General features: G+C 57.5%; 22 protein-coding genes. 15 read left to right on the forward strand and 7 right to left on the reverse strand.

Going from position 1 to position 23,062, the window contains the following annotated elements; translation table 11 throughout:
* The first annotated feature begins 2 nt into the window (after positions 1–2).
* From murD to mutT, 12 genes are all read left to right on the forward strand, one after another.
* Positions 3–1,319 (forward strand): UDP-N-acetylmuramoyl-L-alanine--D-glutamate ligase, encoded by a 1,317-nt coding sequence (gene murD / locus SCU88_RS04115; protein ID WP_138095744.1) that lies wholly within the window; start codon positions 3–5, stop codon positions 1,317–1,319.
* Positions 1,319–2,587: a cell division protein FtsW gene (gene ftsW, locus SCU88_RS04120; RefSeq protein ID WP_138095745.1), complete on the forward strand. Its 1,269-nt coding sequence runs from the start codon at positions 1,319–1,321 to the stop codon at positions 2,585–2,587. Before murD ends, ftsW begins: the two co-directional genes overlap by 1 nt.
* Positions 2,584–3,642, forward strand: coding sequence for an undecaprenyldiphospho-muramoylpentapeptide beta-N-acetylglucosaminyltransferase (gene murG, locus SCU88_RS04125; protein WP_175340299.1), 1,059 nt, complete (start codon positions 2,584–2,586; stop codon positions 3,640–3,642). The genes ftsW and murG overlap by 4 nt, the downstream gene beginning before the upstream one ends.
* A gap of 75 nt (positions 3,643–3,717) precedes the next feature.
* A complete protein-coding gene (gene murC, locus SCU88_RS04130; protein WP_138095747.1) occupies positions 3,718–5,193 on the forward strand; it encodes a UDP-N-acetylmuramate--L-alanine ligase in 1,476 nt (491 codons plus the stop codon).
* On the forward strand, positions 5,186–6,097 hold the full coding sequence (locus tag SCU88_RS04135; RefSeq protein ID WP_138095748.1) for a D-alanine--D-alanine ligase: 912 nt from the start codon (positions 5,186–5,188) through the stop codon (positions 6,095–6,097). Before murC ends, SCU88_RS04135 begins: the two co-directional genes overlap by 8 nt.
* 1 nt (position 6,098) lies before the next feature.
* Positions 6,099–6,929, forward strand: a complete 831-nt coding sequence (gene ftsQ, locus SCU88_RS04140) for a cell division protein FtsQ (RefSeq protein ID WP_175340298.1) — start codon at positions 6,099–6,101, stop codon at positions 6,927–6,929.
* The gene (gene ftsA, locus SCU88_RS04145; RefSeq protein ID WP_138095750.1) at positions 6,926–8,182 is read left to right on the forward strand and encodes a cell division protein FtsA; all 1,257 of its coding nucleotides are present in this window, start codon (positions 6,926–6,928) and stop codon (positions 8,180–8,182) included. Before ftsQ ends, ftsA begins: the two co-directional genes overlap by 4 nt.
* A gap of 63 nt (positions 8,183–8,245) precedes the next feature.
* Complete coding sequence (ftsZ, locus tag SCU88_RS04150) at positions 8,246–9,403, forward strand: cell division protein FtsZ (RefSeq protein WP_138095751.1); 1,158 nt, start codon at positions 8,246–8,248, stop codon at positions 9,401–9,403.
* 102 nt (positions 9,404–9,505) lie between these two features.
* A complete protein-coding gene (lpxC, locus tag SCU88_RS04155; protein ID WP_138095752.1) occupies positions 9,506–10,423 on the forward strand; it encodes a UDP-3-O-acyl-N-acetylglucosamine deacetylase in 918 nt (305 codons plus the stop codon).
* Positions 10,424–10,696: 273 nt separating this feature from the next.
* Positions 10,697–11,200 (forward strand): secA translation cis-regulator SecM, encoded by a 504-nt coding sequence (gene secM / locus SCU88_RS04160; RefSeq protein WP_175340297.1) that lies wholly within the window; start codon positions 10,697–10,699, stop codon positions 11,198–11,200.
* Between the two features lie 65 nt (positions 11,201–11,265).
* Complete coding sequence (gene secA / locus SCU88_RS04165) at positions 11,266–13,971, forward strand: preprotein translocase subunit SecA (RefSeq protein ID WP_138095754.1); 2,706 nt, start codon at positions 11,266–11,268, stop codon at positions 13,969–13,971.
* A 70-nt stretch (positions 13,972–14,041) separates the two neighbouring features.
* Complete coding sequence (mutT, locus tag SCU88_RS04170; protein ID WP_175340296.1) at positions 14,042–14,431, forward strand: 8-oxo-dGTP diphosphatase MutT; 390 nt, start codon at positions 14,042–14,044, stop codon at positions 14,429–14,431.
* Between the two features lie 14 nt (positions 14,432–14,445).
* On the opposite strand, the gene yacG is transcribed toward mutT, so the two are convergent.
* Genes yacG through coaE form a run of 3 tightly spaced genes read right to left on the reverse strand, consistent with a single transcriptional unit; the run spans position 14,446 to position 16,022 of the window.
* Positions 14,446–14,643 (reverse strand): DNA gyrase inhibitor YacG, encoded by a 198-nt coding sequence (gene yacG / locus SCU88_RS04175; protein WP_138095757.1) that lies wholly within the window; start codon positions 14,641–14,643, stop codon positions 14,446–14,448.
* Positions 14,644–14,658: 15 nt separating this feature from the next.
* Complete coding sequence (gene zapD / locus SCU88_RS04180; protein ID WP_175340295.1) at positions 14,659–15,402, reverse strand: cell division protein ZapD; 744 nt, start codon at positions 15,400–15,402, stop codon at positions 14,659–14,661.
* The gene (gene coaE / locus SCU88_RS04185) at positions 15,402–16,022 is read right to left on the reverse strand and encodes a dephospho-CoA kinase (protein ID WP_138095759.1); all 621 of its coding nucleotides are present in this window, start codon (positions 16,020–16,022) and stop codon (positions 15,402–15,404) included. Before coaE ends, zapD begins: the two co-directional genes overlap by 1 nt.
* A gap of 254 nt (positions 16,023–16,276) precedes the next feature.
* Here coaE and SCU88_RS04190 point away from each other — a divergent pair, with 254 nt between their 5' ends.
* Complete coding sequence (locus SCU88_RS04190) at positions 16,277–17,320, forward strand: GMP reductase (protein ID WP_138095760.1); 1,044 nt, start codon at positions 16,277–16,279, stop codon at positions 17,318–17,320.
* Positions 17,321–17,449: 129 nt separating this feature from the next.
* Here the strand turns inward: SCU88_RS04190 and hofC are convergent, their stop codons facing one another.
* From hofC to nadC, 4 genes are all read right to left on the reverse strand, one after another.
* Positions 17,450–18,643: a protein transport protein HofC gene (gene hofC / locus SCU88_RS04195; RefSeq protein ID WP_431810148.1), complete on the reverse strand. Its 1,194-nt coding sequence runs from the start codon at positions 18,641–18,643 to the stop codon at positions 17,450–17,452.
* 5 nt (positions 18,644–18,648) lie between these two features.
* Entirely contained in the window at positions 18,649–20,022 is a 1,374-nt protein-coding gene (gene gspE / locus SCU88_RS04200; protein WP_138095761.1) for a type II secretion system protein GspE, read from the reverse strand.
* 5 nt (positions 20,023–20,027) lie between these two features.
* The gene (gene ppdD / locus SCU88_RS04205) at positions 20,028–20,465 is read right to left on the reverse strand and encodes a prepilin peptidase-dependent pilin (protein WP_175340293.1); all 438 of its coding nucleotides are present in this window, start codon (positions 20,463–20,465) and stop codon (positions 20,028–20,030) included.
* Between the two features lie 168 nt (positions 20,466–20,633).
* Positions 20,634–21,530 (reverse strand): carboxylating nicotinate-nucleotide diphosphorylase, encoded by an 897-nt coding sequence (gene nadC, locus SCU88_RS04210; RefSeq protein WP_138095763.1) that lies wholly within the window; start codon positions 21,528–21,530, stop codon positions 20,634–20,636.
* An 86-nt stretch (positions 21,531–21,616) separates the two neighbouring features.
* Between nadC and ampD the strand changes: the two genes are divergently transcribed.
* Both ampD and ampE read left to right on the forward strand, forming a co-directional pair.
* A complete protein-coding gene (ampD, locus tag SCU88_RS04215) occupies positions 21,617–22,180 on the forward strand; it encodes a 1,6-anhydro-N-acetylmuramyl-L-alanine amidase AmpD (protein ID WP_138095764.1) in 564 nt (187 codons plus the stop codon).
* Positions 22,177–23,031, forward strand: a complete 855-nt coding sequence (gene ampE / locus SCU88_RS04220; RefSeq protein ID WP_138095765.1) for a beta-lactamase regulator AmpE — start codon at positions 22,177–22,179, stop codon at positions 23,029–23,031. The genes ampD and ampE overlap by 4 nt, the downstream gene beginning before the upstream one ends.
* The last annotated feature ends 31 nt before the right edge of the window (positions 23,032–23,062 follow it).

Genomic DNA, 23,062 nt, shown 5'->3' on the forward strand with positions numbered 1-23,062 from the left:
CGATGGCGGATTACCAGGGGAAAAAGGTAGTCATTATCGGCCTGGGCCTGACCGGGCTCTCCTGCGTGGACTTTTTCCGGGCGCGCGGCGTTACGCCGCGCGTTATGGATACCCGTACTTCGCCCGGCGGACTGGACAAGCTGGCGCCGGAAATCGAACGTCACCTGGGTGGTCTGAATGAAGTCTGGTTACTGGAAGCGGATCTGATTGTTGCCAGCCCGGGTATTGCGTTGGCAACGCCAGCACTGGTTGCCGCTGCCGATGCCGGTGTCGAGATCGTCGGCGATATCGAACTGTTCTGCCGTGAGGCGCAGGCCCCTATTGTCGCTATCACCGGCTCTAACGGTAAAAGTACCGTCACCCGCATGGTGGGTGAAATGGCGGAAGCCGCCGGCGTTAACGTCGGCGTGGGCGGCAATATCGGTTTACCGGCGCTGATGCTGCTGGATGCCGAGCGCGAGCTCTACGTGCTGGAGCTATCCAGCTTCCAGCTGGAAACCACATCCAGCCTGAAAGCGGCGGCGGCCACGGTACTGAATGTGACCGAAGATCATATGGACAGATATCCGCTTGGTTTGCAGCAGTATCGTGGCGCCAAGCTGCGTATCTATGAAAACGCGGACGTCTGCGTCGTTAACGCTGACGATGCCCTGACCATGCCGGTGCGCGGCGCCGATGAGCGCTGCATCAGCTTTGGGGTGGACGTGGGGGATTATCACCTTAATCACCAGCAGGGCGACACCTGGCTGCGGGCGCGTGGCGAAAAAGTGTTGAACGTCAATGAGATGCAGCTTGTCGGGCAGCATAACTATACCAACGCGCTGGCGGCGCTGGCGCTGGCGGATGCGGTAGCGTTGCCCCGGTCCAGCAGCTTGCTGGCGCTGACGACCTTCGGGGGGCTGCCGCACCGCTTCCAACTGGTGCTCAATCATAACGATGTGTGCTGGATTAATGATTCGAAGGCGACCAATGTGGGCAGTACTGAGGCGGCCCTGAGCGGCCTGCGGGTAACCGGCACCTTGCATCTACTGGTGGGCGGAGACGGAAAATCGGCGGATTTCGCGCCGCTGAACCGTTTTCTGCAGGGCGACCGTATCCGTCTCTACTGCTTTGGCCGCGATGGCGGCGAGCTGGCGGCGCTGCGCCCGGAGATTGCGGAGCAGACCGAAACCATGGAGCAGGCAATGCGCCTGATCGCTCCAAGGGTTCGCCCCGGCGATACAGTGCTGCTGTCACCAGCCTGCGCCAGTCTCGATCAGTTTAAAAATTTTGAACAGCGTGGAGACTGCTTCACGCAACTGGCGAAGGAGTTAGGCTGATGCGACTCTCTCTCCCGCGCCTGAGAATGCCGCGTATGCCACATATACCGGGCGGCGGCGCTATTGGCGCGTTGCTGGCATGGCTCTTTACCGCGCTCAGGGGCTGGGTGATGGGCTCCCGCGAAGCGGACGACAACAGCATGGTGCTCTACGATCGCGTGCTGCTGTGGTTGACCTTCGGGCTGGCGGCTATCGGCTTCATTATGGTGACTTCGGCCTCAATGCCCGTGGGACAGCGTCTGGCGGACGATCCTTTCCTGTTCGCCAAGCGTGATGCTATCTACCTGCTGCTGGCTTTTCTGCTGGCGATGGTGACGCTGCGTCTGCCAATGGCGTTCTGGCAGCGCTACAGCGCCGTGATGCTGCTGGCCTCGATCGCGATGTTGTTGATCGTGCTGGTGGTGGGGAGCTCGGTTAACGGGGCCTCGCGCTGGATCTCGCTGGGGCCGCTGCGTATTCAGCCCGCGGAGTTTACCAAGCTGTCTCTGTTCTGTTACCTGGCGAACTACCTGGTGCGTAAGGTTGACGAGGTGCGTAACAACCTGCGCGGCTTCCTGAAGCCGATGGGCGTGATTCTGGTGATGGCGGTGCTGCTGCTGGCACAGCCGGACCTCGGTACCGTGGTGGTGCTGTTTGTGACCACGCTGGCCATGCTGTTTCTGGCAGGCGCCAAGCTGTGGCAGTTCCTGGCCATTATCGGTATGGGGATTGCGGCGGTGGTCCTGCTGATCCTGGCGGAACCCTACCGTATGCGGCGTGTGACCTCCTTCTGGAACCCCTGGGAAGATCCCTTCGGCAGCGGTTACCAGCTGACCCAGTCGCTGATGGCTTTCGGGCGCGGCGAATTCTGGGGACAGGGGCTGGGGAACTCGGTTCAGAAACTGGAGTATCTGCCCGAAGCGCACACCGACTTTATCTTCTCCATCATCGGTGAGGAGCTGGGATATATCGGTGTGGTGCTGGCGCTTTTGATGGTATTCTTCGTGGCCTTTCGCGCTATGTCGATAGGGCGCAAAGCGCTGGATATGAACCAGCGTTTCGCTGGCTTCCTGGCCTGCTCTATCGGCATCTGGTTTAGCTTCCAGGCGCTGGTCAACGTGGGTGCCGCGGCCGGTATGCTACCGACCAAAGGGTTGACCCTGCCGCTGATCAGTTACGGTGGTTCGAGTCTGCTGATCATGTCGACGGCCATTATGATGCTGCTGCGAATTGATTATGAAACCCGGTTGGCCAAAGGCCAGGCGGTGACAAGAGGTGCTACGCGATGACGAAGCGGTTAATGGTGATGGCGGGTGGTACTGGCGGGCACGTATTTCCGGGCCTGGCAGTCGCGCACCATTTACATTCCCAGGGCTGGGAGATTCGCTGGCTGGGCACTGCGGACCGAATGGAAGCGGACCTGGTACCGAAACATGGTATTGAGATCGATTTTATCCGTATTTCCGGGCTGCGCGGCAAAGGGCTGAAGGCTCAACTGCTGGCGCCGCTGCGTATTTTTAACGCCTGGCGTCAGGCGCGGGCCATTATGAAGCACTTTAAGCCGGATGTGGTGCTGGGTATGGGCGGTTATGTTTCTGGCCCTGGCGGTCTGGCTGCCTGGTCGCTGGGCATTCCGGTGGTGCTGCATGAACAGAACGGCATTGCCGGCCTCACCAACAAGTGGTTGGCGAAGATTGCCCGTACGGTGATGCAGGCATTTCCGGGCGCTTTTCCCAATGCGGAAGTGGTTGGTAACCCGGTACGCAGCGATGTATTAGCGCTGCCTGCCCCCGAAGTACGCTTCGCGGATCGCGAAGGTCCGGTACGGATTCTGGTGATTGGCGGCTCTCAGGGGGCGCGCATTCTGAACCAGACAATGCCGCAGGTGGCGGCACGGCTGGGCGAGAGCGTGACTATCTGGCATCAGACTGGTAAGGGCGCGCAGCAGGAAGTGGAGCGGGCCTATGCTGAGGCGGGTCAGCCCCAACACCAGATTGCGGAGTTTATTGACGATATGGCTCAGGCCTGGGGATGGGCCGATGTGGTGGTCTGCCGCTCTGGCGCCCTGACGGTCAGTGAGATCGCGGCCGCTGGCGTACCGGCGCTGTTTGTCCCCTTCCAGCACAAAGATCGCCAGCAATACTGGAATGCGCTGCCGCTTGAAAAAGCGGGAGCGGCGAAGATCCTGGAACAGCCGCAGTTCACGGTAGATGCGGTAGCGGAAACCCTGGCAGGTTGGGACCGCGCAACCTTATTGACTATGGCCGGACGTGCGCGTGCGGCCGCGATTCCGGATGCTACGGAGCGCGTGGCGAAGGAGGTTAGCGCTGCGGCGCTGGCCTGATGATTCGGGCGCGATTTTGTGCCCCGGAGTGATATTTAAGAGGTAAGGCGCTGATTGCGCCGTGGGTATTAAAGAATGAATACACAACAACTGGCGAAACTGCGTTCAATCGTGCCCGAGATGCGTCGCGTCCGGCACATACACTTCGTTGGCATCGGCGGGGCCGGCATGGGCGGCATCGCGGAAGTGCTGGCGAATGAAGGCTACCAGATCAGCGGTTCCGATCTGGCGCCGAACCCGGTTACCCGGCAGTTGTCTGAGCTCGGCGCAACCATCTATTTCCATCACCGCCCGGAAAACGTGCGGGATGCGAGCGTGGTAGTGGTGTCATCTGCCATCACTCAGGATAACCCTGAGATCGTTGCGGCCCATGAGCTGCGCATTCCGGTGATTCGCCGGGCCGAGATGCTGGCGGAACTGATGCGTTTTCGCCACGGTATCGCGATTGCCGGTACCCATGGAAAAACCACCACCACGGCTATGGTGGCAAGTATTTATGCGGAGGCGGGACTGGACCCCACCTTTGTTAATGGTGGTCTGGTGAAGTCGGCCGGTACCCATGCGCGACTGGGTTGCAGCCGTTACCTGATTGCGGAAGCGGATGAGAGCGATGCCTCCTTCCTGCATCTGCAGCCGATGGTGGCGGTGGTCACCAATATCGAAGCCGACCATATGGATACCTATCAGGGCGACTTCGAGAATCTGAAGCAGACGTTTATTAACTTTCTGCATAACCTGCCGTTTTACGGTCGTGCGGTGATGTGTGTTGACGATGCGGTCATTCGCGAGTTGCTGCCGCGAGTAGGGCGTCATGTGACCACCTACGGCTTTAGCGATGATGCGGACGTGCGGATTGAAGATTACCGGCAGAACGGCGCCTGTGGTCTGTTTACCCTGGTGCGCCAGGATAAACCCGCCATTGCAGTACAGCTTAACGCACCCGGGCGCCATAACGCGCTGAACGCGGCGGCGGCGGTGGCGGTGGCGACCGAGGAAGGCATCGACGATGAGGCCATTCTGCGGGCTCTGGAGAGCTTCCAGGGCACCGGGCGGCGTTTCGACTTCCTGGGCGAGTATCCGCTGGCGCCGGTGAACGGCAAAACGGGCAGCGCCATGCTGGTGGATGACTATGGCCACCATCCGACGGAGGTGGATGCCACCATTAAGGCCGCGCGCGCTGGCTGGCCGGATAAAAATCTGGTGATGGTCTTCCAGCCGCACCGTTATACCCGTACCCGGGATCTCTATGATGACTTCGCCGGGGTGCTGTCGCAGGTGGACGCATTACTGATGCTGGAGGTGTATTCGGCCGGTGAAGCGCCGATTCCGGGCGCCGATAGCCGCTCGCTATGTCGCACCATTCGCGGTCGCGGCATGGTGGATCCGATCCTGGTGCCGGACGCAGAACAGGTAGCCTCGATCCTGGCGCCGGTTCTGACGGGAAATGACTTGATCCTGGTGCAAGGTGCCGGGAACGTCGGGAAAATTGCGAAAAAACTGGCTGAAATCAAATTGCAACCCCAAACTCAGGAGGAGGATCAACATGGTTGAAAAAGTTGCCGTCCTGCTGGGGGGAAGTTCGGCAGAGCGTGAAGTTTCACTGCAGTCCGGAAGCGCGGTACTGGCTGGCCTGCGCGAGGCGGGTATCGACGCCTATGCCGTGGATCCGCGGGATATCCCCGTTACCTCGCTGAAAGAAGAGGGTTACGACAGGGTCTTTATCGCGCTACACGGGCGCGGTGGTGAAGATGGCACGCTGCAGGGCATGCTGGATTTGATGGGGATGCCCTATACCGGTAGCGGTGTGATGGCCTCTGCCATCACTATGGATAAACAGCGCACCAAGCTGTTATGGCAGGGTGCCGGATTGCCGGTAGCGCCTTCGGTGACGCTGAACGCGCATGACGGTTTTACGGCGAGCCTGGCAATCCAGGTCGCCGCGTTGGGAATGCCGGTGATTATTAAGCCCAGCCGCGAAGGATCGAGCGTTGGTATGTCGAAAGTGACTACCGCCGATGAACTGGCGGATGCGCTGGAGTTGGCGTTTAAATACGACGACGAAGTGCTGGTCGAAAAATGGCTGAGTGGCCCGGAGTATACCGTGGCGGTGCTGGGGGAAGAGACGCTGCCTTCTATCCGTATTCAGCCGGCAGGCATCTTTTATGATTATGAAGCCAAATATCTGTCGGACGATACCCGGTACTTTTGCCCGGCGGGACTGAGCGATGAGCGTGAGGCGGAACTGCAGGATCTGGCTATCCGAGCCTGGCAGGTTCTGGGTTGCAGCGGCTGGGGGCGCGTGGACGTGATGGAAGACAGCGACGGCAGTTTCCGTTTGCTGGAAGTCAACACCGCGCCCGGTATGACCAGCCACAGCCTGGTGCCGATGGCGGCGCGCCAGGCGGGGATGAGCTTCCCGCAGCTGGTGGCGCGTATTCTGGAACTGGCGGACTGATATGTCTCAGGCTGCTCTGAATGCTCGCCCCCGGGAGGAAGAAGAAAAATCCTCCGGCCGCAACAACGGTACGCACCTGGCGGGCATTATTTTTTTGCTGGCGGTGGTGATGTCGGTCGTGATTGGCGGCTGGATGGTCATCGGATGGATGGAAGACGCTCAGCGTTTGCCGCTGTCGAAGCTGGTGGTCACCGGGGAGCGCCACTACACGCGCAACGATGATATTCGCCAGTCGATAATGTCGCTGGGGGCGCCTGGTACCTTTATGACGCAGGATGTGAACATCATCCAGCAACAGATTGAGCGCCTGCCGTGGATTAAGCAGGCGAGCGTCAGAAAGCAATGGCCGGACGAATTGAAGATTCATCTGGTTGAATATGTGCCCATGGCGCGGTGGAATGACCAGCATATGGTTGACGCTGCGGGAAACTCCTTCAGCGTGCCCGCGTCCCGCACCCGTAACCAGACGTTGCCGAAGCTTTTCGGCCCGGAAGGTAGCGAAAAAGAGGTGCTTACGGGCTACCGCGATATGAGTGAAGTGCTGGCGAAAGCCAGATTTACGTTGAAAGAGGCGGCAATGACCGCCCGTCGTTCCTGGGTCTTAACGCTTAATAACGATATTAAGCTCAATCTGGGTCGGGGCGATACGATGAAACGTCTGAATCGCTTTGTGGAACTCTACCCGGTTCTGCAACAGCAGGCACAGACCGACGGCAAGATTATCAGCACCGTCGATCTGCGCTATGACTCAGGCGCAGCGGTCGGTTGGGCGCCGGCCCCTGTCGAGGAACTTAATCAACAACAGAATCAGGCACAGGCAGAGCAACGATGATTAAATCGACGGACAGAAAACTGGTAGTAGGACTGGAGATTGGCACTGCGAAGGTGGCCGCTTTAGTAGGGGAAGTTCTGCCCGACGGTATTGTGAATATCATTGGCGTGGGCAGTTGCCCGTCGCGGGGTATGGATAAAGGCGGTGTTAACGATCTGGAATCGGTGGTGAAGTGCGTACAGCGCGCCATCGATCAGGCCGAACTGATGGCTGATTGCCAGATCTCCTCGGTCTATCTGGCGCTTTCGGGTAAGCATATCAGCTGCCAGAACGAGATTGGTATGGTGCCGATCTCTGAAGAAGAGGTGACTCAGGAGGACGTGGAAAACGTCGTCCACACCGCAAAATCGGTACGCGTACGCGATGAACACCGGGTTCTTCACGTTATTCCTCAGGAATATGCTATCGATTACCAGGAAGGAATTAAGAATCCGGTAGGACTTTCCGGGGTCAGGATGCAGGCAAAGGTGCACCTGATTACCTGCCATAACGATATGGCGAAAAACATTGTTAAAGCCGTGGAACGTTGCGGCCTGAAAGTTGACCAACTTATTTTCGCGGGTCTGGCGGCGAGTTATTCGGTCCTGACCGAGGATGAACGTGAGCTGGGTGTCTGCGTCGTTGATATCGGCGGTGGTACAATGGATATGGCCGTCTATACTGGCGGCGCGCTGCGTCACACTAAGGTTATTCCCTACGCGGGGAATGTGGTGACCAGCGATATCGCATATGCCTTCGGCACGCCGCCGAGCGACGCGGAGGCGATTAAAGTGCGCCATGGCTGTGCGCTGGGTTCGCTGGTTGGCAAAGACGAGAGTGTGGAGGTCCCAAGCGTTGGGGGCCGACCGCCGCGTAGCTTGCAGCGGCAGACGCTGGCTGAAGTGATTGAGCCGCGTTATACCGAGCTGCTTAATTTGGTGAATGAAGAGATTCTGCAACTGCAGGAGCAACTGCGTCAGCAGGGTGTGAAACATCATCTGGCGGCGGGTATCGTTCTGACCGGCGGTGCTGCGCAAATTGAAGGACTGGCCGCCTGCGCGCAGCGCGTCTTCCATACGCAGGTGCGTATCGGGCAGCCGCTCAATATTACCGGGCTGACGGATTATGCCCAGGAGCCTTACTACTCAACGGCTGTCGGACTGCTGCATTACGGGAAAGAGTCCCATCTGAGCGGTGAGGCGGAAGTAGAGAAACGAGCATCAGTCGGTTCATGGATTAAGCGAATCAACACCTGGCTGAGAAAAGAGTTTTAATTTTTTTAAGAGACCGTAGAAAATTAGCGGTCTCAGGCGACAGGCACAAAACGGAGAGAAACTATGTTTGAACCTATGGAACTAACCAACGACGCGGTGATTAAAGTCATCGGCGTCGGTGGCGGCGGCGGCAACGCCGTAGAGCACATGGTGCGCGAGCGCATCGAAGGCGTAGAGTTCTTCGCAGTCAATACCGATGCTCAGGCATTGCGTAAGACGGCGGTAGGGCAGACCATCCAGATTGGTAACGGCATTACCAAAGGTCTGGGCGCAGGGGCGAACCCGGAAGTGGGACGCAACGCGGCCGATGAAGACCGCGAGGCGCTGCGCGCCGCGCTGGAAGGTGCGGACATGGTGTTTATCGCAGCGGGCATGGGTGGCGGTACCGGTACGGGTGCAGCACCGGTCGTGGCTGAAGTAGCCAAAGACCTGGGGATCCTGACCGTGGCCGTTGTGACCAAGCCGTTCAATTTTGAAGGCAAGAAGCGTATGGCCTTTGCGGAGCAGGGGATTACCGAACTGTCCAAGCACGTGGACTCGTTGATCACTATTCCGAACGATAAGCTGCTCAAAGTACTGGGCCGCGGCATCTCTCTGCTGGACGCCTTCGGCGCCGCTAACGACGTGCTGAAAGGCGCAGTGCAGGGTATTGCCGAACTGATTACCCGTCCGGGTCTGATGAACGTCGACTTTGCGGACGTTCGCACCGTGATGTCCGAAATGGGCTATGCGATGATGGGCTCCGGCGTTGCCAATGGCGAAGACCGTGCCGAAGAAGCGGCCGAAATGGCGATCTCCAGCCCGCTGCTGGAAGATATCGACCTGTCCGGCGCGCGTGGCGTTCTGGTCAACATCACCGCTGGCTTCGACCTGCGTCTGGATGAGTTTGAAACCGTGGGTAACACCATCCGCGCGTTTGCCTCCGACAACGCCACCGTGGTTATCGGTACCTCACTGGATCCGGATATGAATGACGAACTGCGTGTTACCGTCGTCGCGACCGGTATCGGTATGGACAAGCGTCCGGAAATTACCCTGGTGACCAAACAGCAGCAGCAGGTACAGCAGCCGGTGATGGATCGTTACCAGCAGCACGGTATGTCTCCGCTGACTCAGGAGCAGAAAACCGTCGCTAAAGTGGTCAACGACAACAGCGGTCAGGCGGCAAAAGAACCGGATTATCTTGATATCCCGGCGTTTCTGCGTAAGCAGGCGGATTAAGAATTAACCGGAAGTTTGGGTTTTATAGCCCGATGTGCTACAATGCCCCACCGATTGTGATGTACACTTTCGGTTGGATGAGTAATTTGGCGAGATAAAACGATGATCAAACAACGGACATTAAAACGTATCGTTCAGGCGACAGGTGTCGGTTTACATACCGGCAAGAAAGTCACGCTGACGTTGCGCCCTGCGCCGGCCAATACCGGGGTCATCTATCGTCGCACAGACTTGAATCCACCGGTTGATTTTCCGGCAGATGCCAAATCCGTGCGGGATACCATGCTCTGCACTTGCCTGGTGAACGAGCATGACGTGCGGATTTCCACCGTCGAGCACCTGAATGCCGCTCTGGCCGGTCTGGGCATTGATAACATTATTGTTGAAGTCAATGCGCCGGAAATTCCGATTATGGATGGCAGCGCCGCGCCCTTTGTTTATCTGCTGCTGGATGCTGGCATTGATGAACTGAATGTGGCTAAGAAATTCGTCCGCATTAAAGAGACCGTCCGGGTTGAGGATGGTGACAAATGGGCTGAATTCAAACCGTACAATGGTTTTTCGCTGGACTTTACCATCGACTTTAACCATCCGGCGATTGATTCCAGCAACCAGCGTTACCGCATGGATTTCTCGGCCGACGCCTTTACGCGGCAGATCAGCCGCGCGCGTACCTTCGGCTTTATGCGCGATATCGAATATCTGCAGTCCCGCGGCCTGTGCCTGGGCGGCAGCTTTGATTGCGCTATCGTCGTCGACGATTACCGCGTGCTGAATGAAGATGGCCTGCGTTTTGAAGACGAATTCGTGCGTCATAAAATGCTGGATGCCATTGGCGATCTGTTCATGTGCGGTCACAACATTATTGGTGCGTTCACTGCGTATAAGTCTGGGCATGCACTGAATAACAAACTTCTGCAGGCCGTTCTGGCAAAACAGGAAGCCTGGGAGTATGTGACCTTCGAGGACGAAGCCGAACTTCCGGTAGCATTCAAAGCACCGTCGCTGGTCCTGGCGTAATACAACGCGCCTGACTTAAAAAGACGGCTGGTTTACCTGGCACTCTCTCCGGCCAGGGGAACCAGTCGTTTTTGTCTTGCCTGTCTCCCCATCTCCTCTCAACGCTATTTTCTTTGGCTGACGACGCAACTGCTTTTTTATTACGCGATCCGCGTCGGGCACCCGATGATTACAGATGCCGCCAGGCGGGATTGATGGTACTATCTGGCACAAATTTTCACGTTCTGAAATGCGGGCTGCGCCCATCTGTCTATTAAACTTCTGGTGACTTGAGTGATTGGCATCCTTGTTCGATGGCGACAATTCGGCAGGCGATATTTCTGGCCGCATCTCCTTTTGGGGATGGTCGCGGCCAGTCTTGGCCTGCCCGCGCCGAACAATGACGCAGGTACAGGACCTCAGGCAGAAGCCGCAGCCAGTAATCCGGAACGTCGTCCGACGCTGGATTTTTCCAGTCTGGTTTTGCTACAGGATGCTAATCGCCGCACCTCTTTCAGCGTCGACTACTGGCATCAGCACGCCCTTCGTACGGTTATTCGCCATCTCTCTTTCGCGATGGCGCCTCAGGCGCTGCCGACGACAGAGGCACCGCTTCCCCTGAAGGCACAGCAATTCGCGCTACTGGATACGTTAAGCGCGTTGCTTACCCTACAGAGCAAACCTCCGGCTGTCCGCAGCACGCGACTGTCCGCCTTTCCTCCCGCGCATCGCTTTAGCGTGAAAAACTGGCTGAGCCAGGTTCGCGGTATTCGCGCCGGACCTCAGCGCCTCGTTTAATCGGGTTATCTGTTTTTTTTCATTCTATTACCCCGCCGTAATGAGGCGTCTGAGATTTTATTATCATGCTAATTAAGTTATTAACGAAAGTATTTGGTAGTCGCAACGATCGTACCCTGCGCCGCATGCGCAAGCAGGTGGCGAAGATTAACAGCCTTGAGCCGGAGCTGGAAAAACTCTCCGACGAAGAGCTGAAAGGCAAGACGGCGGAATTCCGCGCGCGCCTGGAAAAGGATGAGTCTCTGGAATCGCTGCTGCCGGAAGCCTTTGCGGTGGTCCGCGAAGCCAGTAAGCGGGTATTCGGCATGCGTCACTTTGATGTCCAGATGCTGGGCGGTATGGTGCTGAACGAACGCTGCATCGCAGAGATGCGTACCGGTGAAGGTAAAACGCTGACCGCGACGCTGCCCGCCTACCTGAATGCCCTGACCGGCAAAGGCGTGCACGTGGTGACCGTCAACGACTATCTGGCCCAGCGTGACGCCGAAAACAACCGCCCGCTGTTCGAATTCCTGGGGCTTTCCGTCGGCATCAACCTGCCGGGAATGCCGGCGCCGGCCAAGCGTGAGGCCTATGCTGCCGATATCACCTATGGCACCAACAACGAATACGGTTTTGACTACCTGCGTGACAACATGGCGTTCAGCCCGGAAGAGCGCGTTCAGCGCAAGCTTCACTACGCGCTGGTGGACGAAGTTGACTCCATTCTGATCGACGAAGCCCGTACTCCGCTTATTATTTCCGGCCCGGCGGAAGATAGCTCCGACCTCTATCGCCGCGTGGATAAAATCATCCCGAACCTGATTCGTCAGGAAAAAGAGGACTCCGACACCTTCCAGGGTGAAGGCCACTTCTCCGTTGATGAAAAATCTCGTCAGGTGAACCTGACCGAGCGCGGCCTGGTGCTGGTAGAAGAGCTGCTGGTGAACGAGGGCATTATGGAAGAGGGAGAGTCGCTTTACTCGCCGACTAACATTATGCTGATGCACCACGTGACGGCAGCGCTGCGCGCCCATGCGCTGTTCACTCGCGATGTGGACTACATCGTGAAGGATGGCGAAGTTATTATCGTCGACGAACACACCGGTCGTACCATGCAGGGTCGTCGCTGGTCAGACGGTCTGCACCAGGCGGTGGAAGCGAAAGAAGGGGTGGATATTCAGAACGAGAACCAGACCCTGGCGTCGATCACCTTCCAGAACTATTTCCGTTTGTACCAGAAACTGGCGGGGATGACCGGTACTGCAGACACTGAAGCGTTTGAATTCAGCTCTATCTACAAGCTGGATACTATCGTGGTGCCGACCAACCGTCCGATGATTCGTAAGGATCTGCCGGATCTGGTCTACATGAGTGAAGCTGACAAGATCGTCGCGATTACCGAAGATATTAAAGAGCGTACCGCCAATGGCCAGCCGGTGCTGGTGGGGACTATCTCTATCGAAAAATCGGAAGTGGTTTCCCGAGAGCTGACCAAAGCGGGTATCAAGCACAACGTGCTGAATGCGAAATTCCACGCCCACGAAGCGGAAATCGTCGCTCAGGCCGGCTATCCTGGTACCGTCACCATTGCCACCAACATGGCGGGCCGTGGTACCGATATCGTGCTGGGTGGTAGCTGGCAGAGCGAAGTAGCGCAGCTGGAAAACCCGGATGAAGCCCAGATTGAAGCTATTAAGGCCGAGTGGCAGAAGCGCCACGAAGCGGTGCTGGCATCAGGTGGTCTGCATATTATTGGTACCGAGCGCCACGAATCGCGCCGTATCGATAACCAGCTGCGCGGGCGTTCCGGTCGTCAGGGGGATGCGGGTTCTTCCCGTTTCTACCTGTCCATGGAAGATGCCCTGATGCGTATTTTTGCGTCCGATCGCGTCTCTGGCATGATGCGAAAACTGGGCATGAAGCCGGGCGAGGCCATCGAGCACCCGTGGGTCACCAAGGCTATTGCTAACGCCCAGCGTAAGGTGGAAAGCCGCAACTTCGATATCCGTAAGCAACTGCTGGAATATGACGATGTGGCTAACGATCAGCGTCGCGCGATTTACACCCAGCGTAACGAACTGCTGGACGTGGCCGATATCAGCGAAACCATCGGCAGCATTCGCGAAGACGTCTTTAAAGCGACCATTGACGCGCATATTCCGCCTCAGTCGCTGGAAGAGATGTGGGACGTGACCGGTCTGCAGGAACGTCTGAAAAACGACTTCGATCTGGATATGCCGATCGCCGAGTGGCTGGATAAAGAGCCGGAGCTGCACGAAGAGACCCTGCGCGAGCGCATTCTGCAGAACGCCATCGATAGCTATAAGGCGAAAGAAGAGGTGGTAGGCGAAGAGATGATGCGCCACTTCGAGAAAGGCGTGATGCTGCAAACGCTCGATTCCCTGTGGAAAGAGCACCTTGCCGCCATGGACTATCTGCGTCAGGGCATCCATCTGCGTGGTTACGCGCAGAAAGATCCTAAGCAGGAGTACAAGCGTGAATCCTTCTCCATGTTCGCAGCAATGCTGGAGTCTCTGAAGTATGAAGTTATCAGCACCCTGAGCAAGGTTCAGGTACGGATGCCGGAAGAGGTGGAAGAGATGGAGCAGCAGCGTCGCGAAGAGGCCGAGCGCCTGGCGCAGATGCAGCAGCTTAGCCATCAGGACGACCAGCAGGCCGCTGCCGAGGCTATCGCATCCCAGACCGGGGAGCGTAAAGTCGGGCGTAACGATCCCTGCCCGTGCGGTTCCGGAAAGAAATATAAGCAGTGCCATGGCCGCTTAAGCTAATTCTCCCTTAGCCGAAGGGAAAGGATACGATGGGCGCAGCTTGCTGCGCCCTTTTTTACAGGAAAAATTGATGAAACAGCTGAATATCGCCGTCGGCATCATCCGCAATACCGAGCGGCAGATTTTTATTACCCGTCGGGCCTCCGATGCCCATATGGGGGATAAGTGGGAGTTTCCTGGCGGTAAGATTGAACAGGGAGAGAGCCCGGAACAGGCGCTGGTCCGTGAACTGAGTGAAGAGGTGGGCATTGAGGTCAGCCGCTACGCGCTCTACCGCAAACTGGAGCACAGCTTTCCCGATCGCCATGTGACGCTGTGGTTCTATCTGGTGGATGCGTGGCAGGGGGAACCCTGGGGAAAGGAGGGGCAGCCTGGAGAATGGATCCCGCAGCATGCCCTGAAAATTGACGCCTTTCCGCCAGCCAATGTCCAGGTTATTGAACAGCTACTGGCGGAGTAAAGCGGCTTCAGGCGCTATTCGAAGCGTTCGTTTTCGCTCCAGTCATCGCTGTCGGTGAGATCGCCCTGGCTGGGAATTCGCTTCTCTTCCGCAGCCCACTCCCCCAGGTCGATCAGCTGACAGCGCTTGCTGCAAAAGGGGCGAAACGGACTCTGTTCGCCCCAGATAACCGATTTGCCACAGGTGGGGCAGTTTACGGTGGTATCAGACATCGTTATATCTCCTTCTTAACAGCAGGCCAGCTCGAAGTCGAGACGGTCTGGTACTGTTCCGCGCTCGCTGTCCAGCGGCACAAAGCGAATGGCGAAGCGGCTCTTGTGACCGGAAATCTGCGGATACAGACCGCAGTCGGCAGCAAGCTGCAGCCGTAGCAGATTCGCATCTTCACCGTTATCCTGATAAAAGCCGTTCAGGCTGGTCTGCTTGCGCATCGGTGTGCCGTTGCGGGTGAGCTCCAGCACCATATCCAGCGGCTGACGCAGCGGCGTCAGTGAGGCAAGCCAGCCATTTACCAACGTATCACGCATCTCCTGAGGCTGAGCCAGCCAGACATGCAGCGTCGGCAGGTCGAAGCTACAGCAGCCACCGGGGATACTCAGGCGCTGGCGTACCAGCGCTATCAGGCGATCTTCCCGCAGCGTCTGACCGGGGCGAGGGGCTGACATCAGCGTGCTGCCCAGGGCCTGTAATTGCGCACGCAGCTCGTTAATGCGTTGGGGATCGACGCCGGGAACCGCAGCCCACTCCTGCAATTTACGCTGCTGGCGTTCCAGCTCCTTAAGAATATCCGTACGCACCTCACCACGCTCCAGAACGTCCAGTAGATCGCCAAGGTTACGGAACAGATGGAGCGCACTGGCGTGATCCTGAACTGGCAGCAGGGCATCCATCTGCTTGAGCAGAAACTCCATACGCAGCCAGGTACGCATTTTTTCATTCAGTGGGTGTTCAAAAAGGAGTTGAGAGAGCATCAATCATTTTCCTGTGCTGCTGCCTGCCTGGCCAGAGCCAGATAGTGTTGATGCAGGCGGGTGACTTCCGCAACCGCGTTCTGCGGGTCGCCGTCATTATTTATTACGTCATCCGCCACAGAGAGCCGGGTTTCCCGGGATGCCTGGGCGGCAAGAATCTGTTGCGCGTGATGGCGGGTAACGCCGTCACGCTTCATGGTTCGGGCTATTTGTGTTTCTGGCGCAACATCGACGACCAGAACCCGATCGGCCCGGCTCTGAAGCTGATTTTCCACCAGCAGCGGCACCACCCAGAGTACATAGGGGGAGCCAGCCCTGGCAATGGCTTCGCGGGTACGGTTTTGTATCAGCGGATGTAACAGTGCATTCAGCCAGGCTTTTTCCTGCGGCTCGGCAAAGACGATTTCACGCAGTTTTCGGCGATTGAGCGCGCCATCCGCAGTTATAACATCGGGGCCAAAATGTGCCTGGATGTCTCTCAGAGCCGGTTCGCCGGGTTCCACAACCTCGCGAGCGATCATGTCGGCATCGACAATGACAATTCCCAGTGCGGCAAAGGCATCGGCGACGGTACTTTTTCCGCTGCCGATTCCCCCCGTTAAGGCGACGATATAGCTCATAAAGGTGATACCTGGAAGTTACGCATTATCAAAAGGATAGATGAAATTTTTCCTGCCGATGATGACAGGAGGGTACAGGAATACGTGCACCTGACCGTTTTTAAGGTAAATTTCCGGGATTGTAGCGTAAAAAAGGAGAATTTCGCAGTCTTGCGGCGTCATTATTAGCGCGTATGATAGCGTCACTGGACCAGGTCGTTGTACCGCCGAAGTCATCACAGCGAACATCACCATTAACCCAGGAAAATCCGCTCATGCGTATTGAAGAAGATCTGAAATTAGGTTTTAAAGACGTTCTTATCCGCCCTAAACGTTCTACCCTGAAAAGCCGCTCCGAAGTCGAGCTGGAGCGCGAGTTCACCTTTAAGCATGCGGGTATTAAGTGGTCTGGCGTACCCATTATTGCCGCCAACATGGATACCGTCGGCACCTTCGAAATGGCACGTCAGCTTGCCAAATTTGATATTCTGACCGCAGTGCACAAGCACTATGATGTTGCGGCATGGAGCCAGTTTGTCGATTCGGCCTCCGCCGATGTGCTGAAGCACGTGATGGTCTCTACCGGAACTTCAGATACCGATTTCCAGAAAACCAAAGATATTCTGGCGCTTTCCCCGGCACTGAATTTCATCTGTATCGATGTGGCTAACGGCTACTCTGAGCATTTCGTTCATTTCGTCAGCAAAGCGCGTGCAGCCTGGCCGGATAAAGTGATCTGTGCCGGTAACGTGGTCACCGGTGAAATGTGTGAGGAGCTGATTCTCTCCGGCGCCGACATTGTGAAGGTCGGCATCGGTCCTGGCTCGGTGTGTACCACCCGGGTTAAAACGGGGGTGGGCTATCCGCAGCTTTCCGCCGTGATTGAATGTGCGGATGCCGCGCATGGCCTGGGTGGCCAGATCGTCAGTGATGGCGGTTGCACCATGCCGGGCGATGTGGCCAAAGCCTTTGGCGGCGGCGCTGACTTTGTGATGCTGGGCGGCATGCTGGCCGGTCACGAAGAGAGCGGCGGCAGTATTGTTGAAGAGAACGGCGAGAAATTTATGCTGTTCTACGGCATGAGCTCCGCCTCGGCCATGAACCGCCACGTCGGCGGCGTGGCGCAATACCGCGCGGCGGAAGGGAAAACCGTGAAGCTGCCGCTACGTGGCCCGGTGGAAAATACGGCCCGCGATATTCTTGGCGGCCTGCGTTCTGCCTGCACCTATGTAGGGGCTGAACGTCTGAAAGAGCTGACCAAGCGCACGACTTTTATCCGGGTTCAGGAACAGGAAAACCGGATCTTTAACAGTCTGTAATCTGTGTAAAGGGTGCCTTCAGGCGCCCTTTCAGGTTGATGACGAAGAGGAAAAAACGTGGTTTTTCCCTCTTCGTGGTTATCAGCCGAAAATCAATGCATTGATTTTCCTTGTTTATTTTTCTGACGATTACCCCATTCCAAATGCCTCCCCCAGCCGAAAGACCGGCAGGTACATGGCGATCACCAGAGTACCGATCAGTACCCCCATAATAACCATCACAATGGGCTCCAGGGCACTGCTCAATCCTTCGGCCAGTTCGCGCGTTTTTTCGGTATGCCACTGCGCCAGCTTTTCCAGCATCAGGTCCAGGGTTCCGCTCTCCTCGCCGGTGCGGACAAGCTGCACGCATAGCGGCGTGAAAATTGGTTCCTGCGCCAGCGCCTGAGAAAAGGGAGAACCGTCGGTCACACGCTGGCGAACGCGCTGTAGCTGCGACCGCCACCAGTGCGAGGTGAGCGCTAACCCGGCGGCCTCCAGCCCCTGCATCAGAGGGAGACCAGAACGTTGGGTTAATGCCAGCGTGGTATGGATCTGGCTCAGGCGCTGCCCACGAAGCAGTGGCGCAATCAGCGGCAGGCGCATCAGCATACGCTGCTCTTTGTCCTGCCAGCGTTCATAGCGGCGTAGCCATCGCCAGCACAGTAAAAGGGCGGCGATGGCGACGACCAGTATCGGACCATACCGGACCAGCCATGCCGAGAGGTTAATGACTCCCTGCGTCAGAGCCGGAAGCGGGGCAGAGAAGCTCTGGTAGATGGCGGCAAATTCCGGCAGTACGAATCCCACCAGGCCTGCGCATACCAGCAATGCGACCGCCAGTGTAAATAGCGGATAACGCAGCGCCCTGAGCGTTTTTTGGCGTAATTGATAGAGTTGTGCCTGTTGATCGGCCAGGCGTTCGCAGCATTCCGCCAGTTGTCCCGTCTGTTCACCGGTGCGTAATAGCGCGATGAACAGGGGTGGGAAAAGTCCGGACCAGTGGGCCAGGATATCGCTGAGTGTTTTGCCTGCGGCTAATTGTTCTGCAATCTGCGTCAATAGAGCCCGCCAGCCGTCCAGTTCATGAAGTTGCGCTATCAGCCGACATCCCTGCTCCAGTGCTATCCCTGCCTGTAATAGCGCCGCGAGTTGGCGTAGAAAGTGAATTTTCTGCTGCGGATGCCAGCAGCGTCGCCCCGGAGAAGCAACGCTGCGCAACTGTATGGGGCAGAGCAATCGTTCATTCAGATGCGCCAGCGCTTCGCGGCGATGGCGGGCGATCATCACGCCATAATATAGCTGGCCGTCGTCATCCAGCGCTTGCCAACGCCACAGACGCATAGCGTTCACGGGGCCACTCCTAACACCCGCCACAGTTCCTGAACCGTGGTTAACCCCTGCTCAACGGCATGAAAACCACACTCATGGAGGCCCGGCAGCCCCAGGCCGTTCGCCATTTGGGTAAGCTCTGCCTGCGAGACGCCATTGGCAATCGCCTGGCGAAGGGTTTCGTCTACTGGCAGTAGTTCAAACAATGCGTGGCGTTCATAGAATCCACCATAACACTGCTCACAACCCTGTGGCTGCCAGTCCGGTAACGGTCGCGGCCAGAGATGTGACGGCAGCACGATGTCGGTGTCGCCCCGGATGCGGCAGTGGGAACAGAGGCGGCGCACCAGGCGCTGGGCGATAATTAGCCGCAGGGCAGAGGCAATCTGCCAGCGGGCCACGCCCATTTGTTCCATGCGAGTCAGTGTTTGAACCGCCGAGTGAGTATGCAGCGTGGAGAGTACCAGATGACCGGTCTGGGCCGCTTTAATGGCTATCTCTGCGGTTTCGCCATCGCGGATTTCCCCGACCATGATGACATCCGGATCCTGACGAAGCAGGGATCTGAGTACTGCCTGAAAGGTGAGTCCTGCTCGGGGATGAATCTGCGTTTGGGTTATGCCTTCCAGCGGAATTTCCACGGGGTCCTCTACGCTTGAGATATTCACGCCCGGTTGATTCAGCTCGTTCAGGCCGCTGTAGAGCGTTAGCGTTTTGCCGCTGCCGGTAGGGCCGGTGACCAGCAACAGCCCCTGAGGGCTGTGCAATGCCTGGCGAAAGCAGTTCAGGGCGTCTGGCGTCATACCCAGCGCATCCGGCGTTAGCGGGTGGCTGTTGTTGCGCATCAGTCTTAGTACCACCTTTTCACCGTGCTGGCAGGGCAGGGTGGAGATTCTTAATGACAGCGCTTCGCTTTCTACCGTCAGCGTGAACTGGCCATCCTGGGGCAGGCGCCGTTCGGCGACGTCCAGATTGCTGAGTACCTTCAGACGGGTCACCAACGCCCCAGCCATCTCTATCGGGAAAGTGGTTAGCGAATGGAGTACGCCGTCGATGCGCAGGCGGATGCGGCCCTGGGTTGCGCCCGGTTCGATATGAATATCCGAGGCCCGGCGGGTTACCGCTTTGGCCAGCATGTGGCTGACCAGCTCCACGGCACTGTTTGGTACGGTGCTGAACGGCGTGCTGCTCTCCCGGGCGTGCTGATATGTTTCCAGTCGCTCCCGGCTCCAGTACTCCAGTTCCACGCTGCGATTATCTGCGAAGTTGAGGGTTTCCAGCAGTCCGGAAGGGACCTGGTCAGGTACTGCGACCCGAATTCGGCTTTCGTTCATTTCCAGCAGTACGGTCTGATGCTGGCGGCACAGTTGGGCGAGCTCGTCAGGGGACATGATGATTACTCCGTCGCAAAGCGGAAAATTTCTTCGCAGGCGCCCTGCAGGGCATTGGCCTGCGCCACCTTACAGCCGCGCTTCCATCCCGTTATGCCTTCAGCGTTATTCCAGAGTGGCGTGAGGGTAACGGTCAGGCCGGTCAGGCTCTCTTTACCGGTCAGTGTGATAACGCCCTGAGCCACGCTCATTTTCTCTACATAACGGCTGGTAGCTGGTGCAGGGATCCCATTGGTGCTGGCGCTGCAGGGGGATAGTCCACCGCGCTCAAGGGCACAGATTTCAACTGCGGTACGAAAGGGAAGGAAGGTTTGCAACATGTCGGTCAGTGCAGCCTTGCGCAGGTAGTTCTGATAAGCCGGAATGCCGACTGCGCTAAGAATGGCGACGATCCCGATAACGACCATCAGTTCAATCAGGGTAAAGCCTTTCTGGTTGTGCATATGAAGCTCCGTGGTGAGTCGGGTAATGGGCTCACTGTGCAGGAGTCATGGCGGGGTTAGCGAATGGCAAAAACGGGAACGGGAAGCGTGCTTCAGCACAACTTAGCGGCGTTACACGGGTTACATAGGGGGAAGGAATCGCGCCCGCATAACCGGGCGCGTTTGCTATCAGGGAGTGATAAAGCGCATGGAGAGATCGAGCGCACGAATGTGTTTGGTCAGGGCACCGACGGAGATGTAATCAACGCCGGTCAGAGCATATTCCCGCAGGGTCTCTTTGGTGACGTTACCGGACACTTCCAGTTGGGCCTTATTATGGGCGCGGCTCACGGCTTCGCGCATATCTTCTACCGAGAAGTTATCCAGCATAATGATATCGGCACCGGCTTTTAGCGCCTGATCCAGCTCGTCCAGCGATTCCACTTCCACCTCTACGGGTACATCGGGGTGCAGCCAGAACGCTTTTTCAACCGCCTGGCGAATGGAGCCAGAAGCGATGATGTGATTTTCTTTAATCAGAAACGCGTCGGACAGGCCCAGACGGTGGTTGGCGCCGCCGCCGCACTGTACGGCGTATTTCAGGGCGGAACGCAGGCCAGGAACGGTTTTACGGGTATCAAGCAGCTGGGTATGAGTGCCGTTAAGCAGATCCACATAGGATCGTACTTCGCTGGCGACGCCAGAAAGGGTCTGCACAAAGTTGAGCGCGCTGCGTTCACCCGTCAGCAGAACCCGGGAAGGCCCTTTCAGTTCGAACAGTGGCTGATTTTCCTGAACGGTATCGCCATCCTCGACTTTCCAGGTGACTTCCACATCGCCGCCCAACTGAATAAACACCTCTTCCACCCAGCGGCGTCCGCAGAATACGCCATTTTCCCGGGTAATCACTACCGCGTGCGAGCGGCTGTCGGCGGGCAAGAGTTGAGCCGTAATATCCTGGTCAGGGTCGACTTCGCCGCCCAGATCCTCACGCAGGGCCTGGGAGACAAGTAAAGGAATATCCAGACTGATACGTTCCAGTAGTGCTTCACGTCGACGGTCGGGGTTATAACGACGGGTCGGCATAGTAAACTCCGAAATGGCTGATTAGCATGACAGAGAAACATGCTACTCTGAACCTCAGCCTGGTTCCACAGAAAGGAGAAGGACGGATGCAGCTGAAAGAGGGCTGGCTGGTCGATGCGCGCAGGGCGCATTCCCCTCATTTTGATGAAAGGCCGGAGGGAGAAATTCCCTCGCTGTTGGTGGTGCACAATATCAGTCTGCCGCCCGGAGAGTTTGGCGGTCCATGGATCGATGCGCTGTTTGCCGGTACCCTGGATCCCGCTGCTAACCCTTATTTTGCCGATATTGCCGGGCTGCGGGTCTCGGCGCACTGTTTGATCCGCCGTGATGGCGAAATCGTACAGTATGTGCCTTTCGATAAGCGGGCCTGGCATGCCGGTGTTTCCTGCTATCAGGGGCGTGAACGCTGCAATGACTTTTCCATCGGTATCGAGCTGGAAGGCACGGATACTGAGCCCTATACCGACGCTCAGTACCGTCAACTGGTGGCGCTGGCTTGTACGCTGATTCAGCGCTATCCGGAGATAGCTGAACATCTGACGGGCCATTGCGATATTGCGCCGGAACGTAAAACCGATCCCGGTCCGGCATTCGACTGGCAGCGCTTTCGCAGCGCGCTCACGGCATCTTTGGCGCAGGAGGTTCCATGACGCTGTTTACCCTGTTACTGGTTTTCATTTGTGAGCGTCTGTTTAAGCTCGGTCAGCACTGGCAACTGGATCATCGGCTGGAGGCGCTGTTCCGTCGGGTGAAGCACTTTTCACTGTGGCATACGCTGCTGATGACGGTGGTGGCGATGCTGGTGGTGGGGCTCTGCCTGCGCGGCTTGTACGGTCTGTTCTTCAACGTGCCGCTACTGGTTTTCTGGATCCTGCTGGGCGTGCTCTGTATCGGCGCAGGGCAGGTACGTTTGCACTATCACGCTTATTTGCAGGCCGCCAGCCGCGACGACAGCAGCGCCCGGGAAGCGATGGCCAGCGAGCTAACGCTGATCCACGGCGTTCCACACGACTGTAACGAAACCGAATTCCTGCGCGAGCTGCAAAATGCGCTGCTGTGGATTAATTTTCGCTTCTATCTGGCGCCGCTGTTCTGGTTTGTGGTCGGCGGCAGCTGGGGGCCGGTAACGCTGGTGGGCTACGCCTTCCTGCGCGCCTGGCAGAGCTGGCTGGCCCGCCATCATACGCCGCATCAGCGTCAGCTATCGGGGATTGATGCGGTGCTGCACGTGCTGGACTGGGTGCCGGTCAGGCTGGCGGGAGTGGCCTATGCGCTGCTGGGGCACGGAGAGAAAGCGTTGCCGGCGTGGTTCTCTTCGCTGACCGATGGCCACACCTCGCAGTATCAGGTATTGACGAATCTGGCGCAGTTCTCGCTGGCGCGGGATCCGCATACCGATAAGATTCAGACACCGAAAGCCGCGGTATCTATGGCGAAGAAGTGCAGCTTCGCCATTGTGGTGGTGGTAGCGCTGCTGACCATATATGGGACGCTGGTGTAGTTAGAATCACCGCCCCATAAGGGGCGGTGAC

Origin of the sequence: Jejuibacter sp. L23, from assembly GCF_050815825.1 — a bacterium.
In the GTDB taxonomy this organism is placed as follows: Bacteria; Pseudomonadota; Gammaproteobacteria; order Enterobacterales; family Enterobacteriaceae; genus Jejubacter; species Jejubacter calystegiae.

Coding starts and splice junctions, on each gene's coding strand:
- murD (WP_138095744.1), top strand. CDS start 3: ATGGCGGATTACCAGGGGAAAAAGGTAGTCATTATCGGCCTGGGCCTG.
- ftsW (WP_138095745.1), top strand. CDS start 1,319: ATGCGACTCTCTCTCCCGCGCCTGAGAATGCCGCGTATGCCACATATA.
- murG (WP_175340299.1), top strand. CDS start 2,584: ATGACGAAGCGGTTAATGGTGATGGCGGGTGGTACTGGCGGGCACGTA.
- murC (WP_138095747.1), top strand. CDS start 3,718: ATGAATACACAACAACTGGCGAAACTGCGTTCAATCGTGCCCGAGATG.
- SCU88_RS04135 (WP_138095748.1), top strand. CDS start 5,186: ATGGTTGAAAAAGTTGCCGTCCTGCTGGGGGGAAGTTCGGCAGAGCGT.
- ftsQ (WP_175340298.1), top strand. CDS start 6,099: ATGTCTCAGGCTGCTCTGAATGCTCGCCCCCGGGAGGAAGAAGAAAAA.
- ftsA (WP_138095750.1), top strand. CDS start 6,926: ATGATTAAATCGACGGACAGAAAACTGGTAGTAGGACTGGAGATTGGC.
- ftsZ (WP_138095751.1), top strand. CDS start 8,246: ATGTTTGAACCTATGGAACTAACCAACGACGCGGTGATTAAAGTCATC.
- lpxC (WP_138095752.1), top strand. CDS start 9,506: ATGATCAAACAACGGACATTAAAACGTATCGTTCAGGCGACAGGTGTC.
- secA (WP_138095754.1), top strand. CDS start 11,266: ATGCTAATTAAGTTATTAACGAAAGTATTTGGTAGTCGCAACGATCGT.
- mutT (WP_175340296.1), top strand. CDS start 14,042: ATGAAACAGCTGAATATCGCCGTCGGCATCATCCGCAATACCGAGCGG.
- yacG (WP_138095757.1), bottom strand. CDS start 14,643: ATGTCTGATACCACCGTAAACTGCCCCACCTGTGGCAAATCGGTTATC.
- zapD (WP_175340295.1), bottom strand. CDS start 15,402: ATGCTCTCTCAACTCCTTTTTGAACACCCACTGAATGAAAAAATGCGT.
- coaE (WP_138095759.1), bottom strand. CDS start 16,022: ATGAGCTATATCGTCGCCTTAACGGGGGGAATCGGCAGCGGAAAAAGT.
- SCU88_RS04190 (WP_138095760.1), top strand. CDS start 16,277: ATGCGTATTGAAGAAGATCTGAAATTAGGTTTTAAAGACGTTCTTATC.
- hofC (WP_431810148.1), bottom strand. CDS start 18,643: ATGCGTCTGTGGCGTTGGCAAGCGCTGGATGACGACGGCCAGCTATAT.
- gspE (WP_138095761.1), bottom strand. CDS start 20,022: ATGTCCCCTGACGAGCTCGCCCAACTGTGCCGCCAGCATCAGACCGTA.
- ppdD (WP_175340293.1), bottom strand. CDS start 20,465: ATGCACAACCAGAAAGGCTTTACCCTGATTGAACTGATGGTCGTTATC.
- nadC (WP_138095763.1), bottom strand. CDS start 21,530: ATGCCGACCCGTCGTTATAACCCCGACCGTCGACGTGAAGCACTACTG.
- ampD (WP_138095764.1), top strand. CDS start 21,617: ATGCAGCTGAAAGAGGGCTGGCTGGTCGATGCGCGCAGGGCGCATTCC.
- ampE (WP_138095765.1), top strand. CDS start 22,177: ATGACGCTGTTTACCCTGTTACTGGTTTTCATTTGTGAGCGTCTGTTT.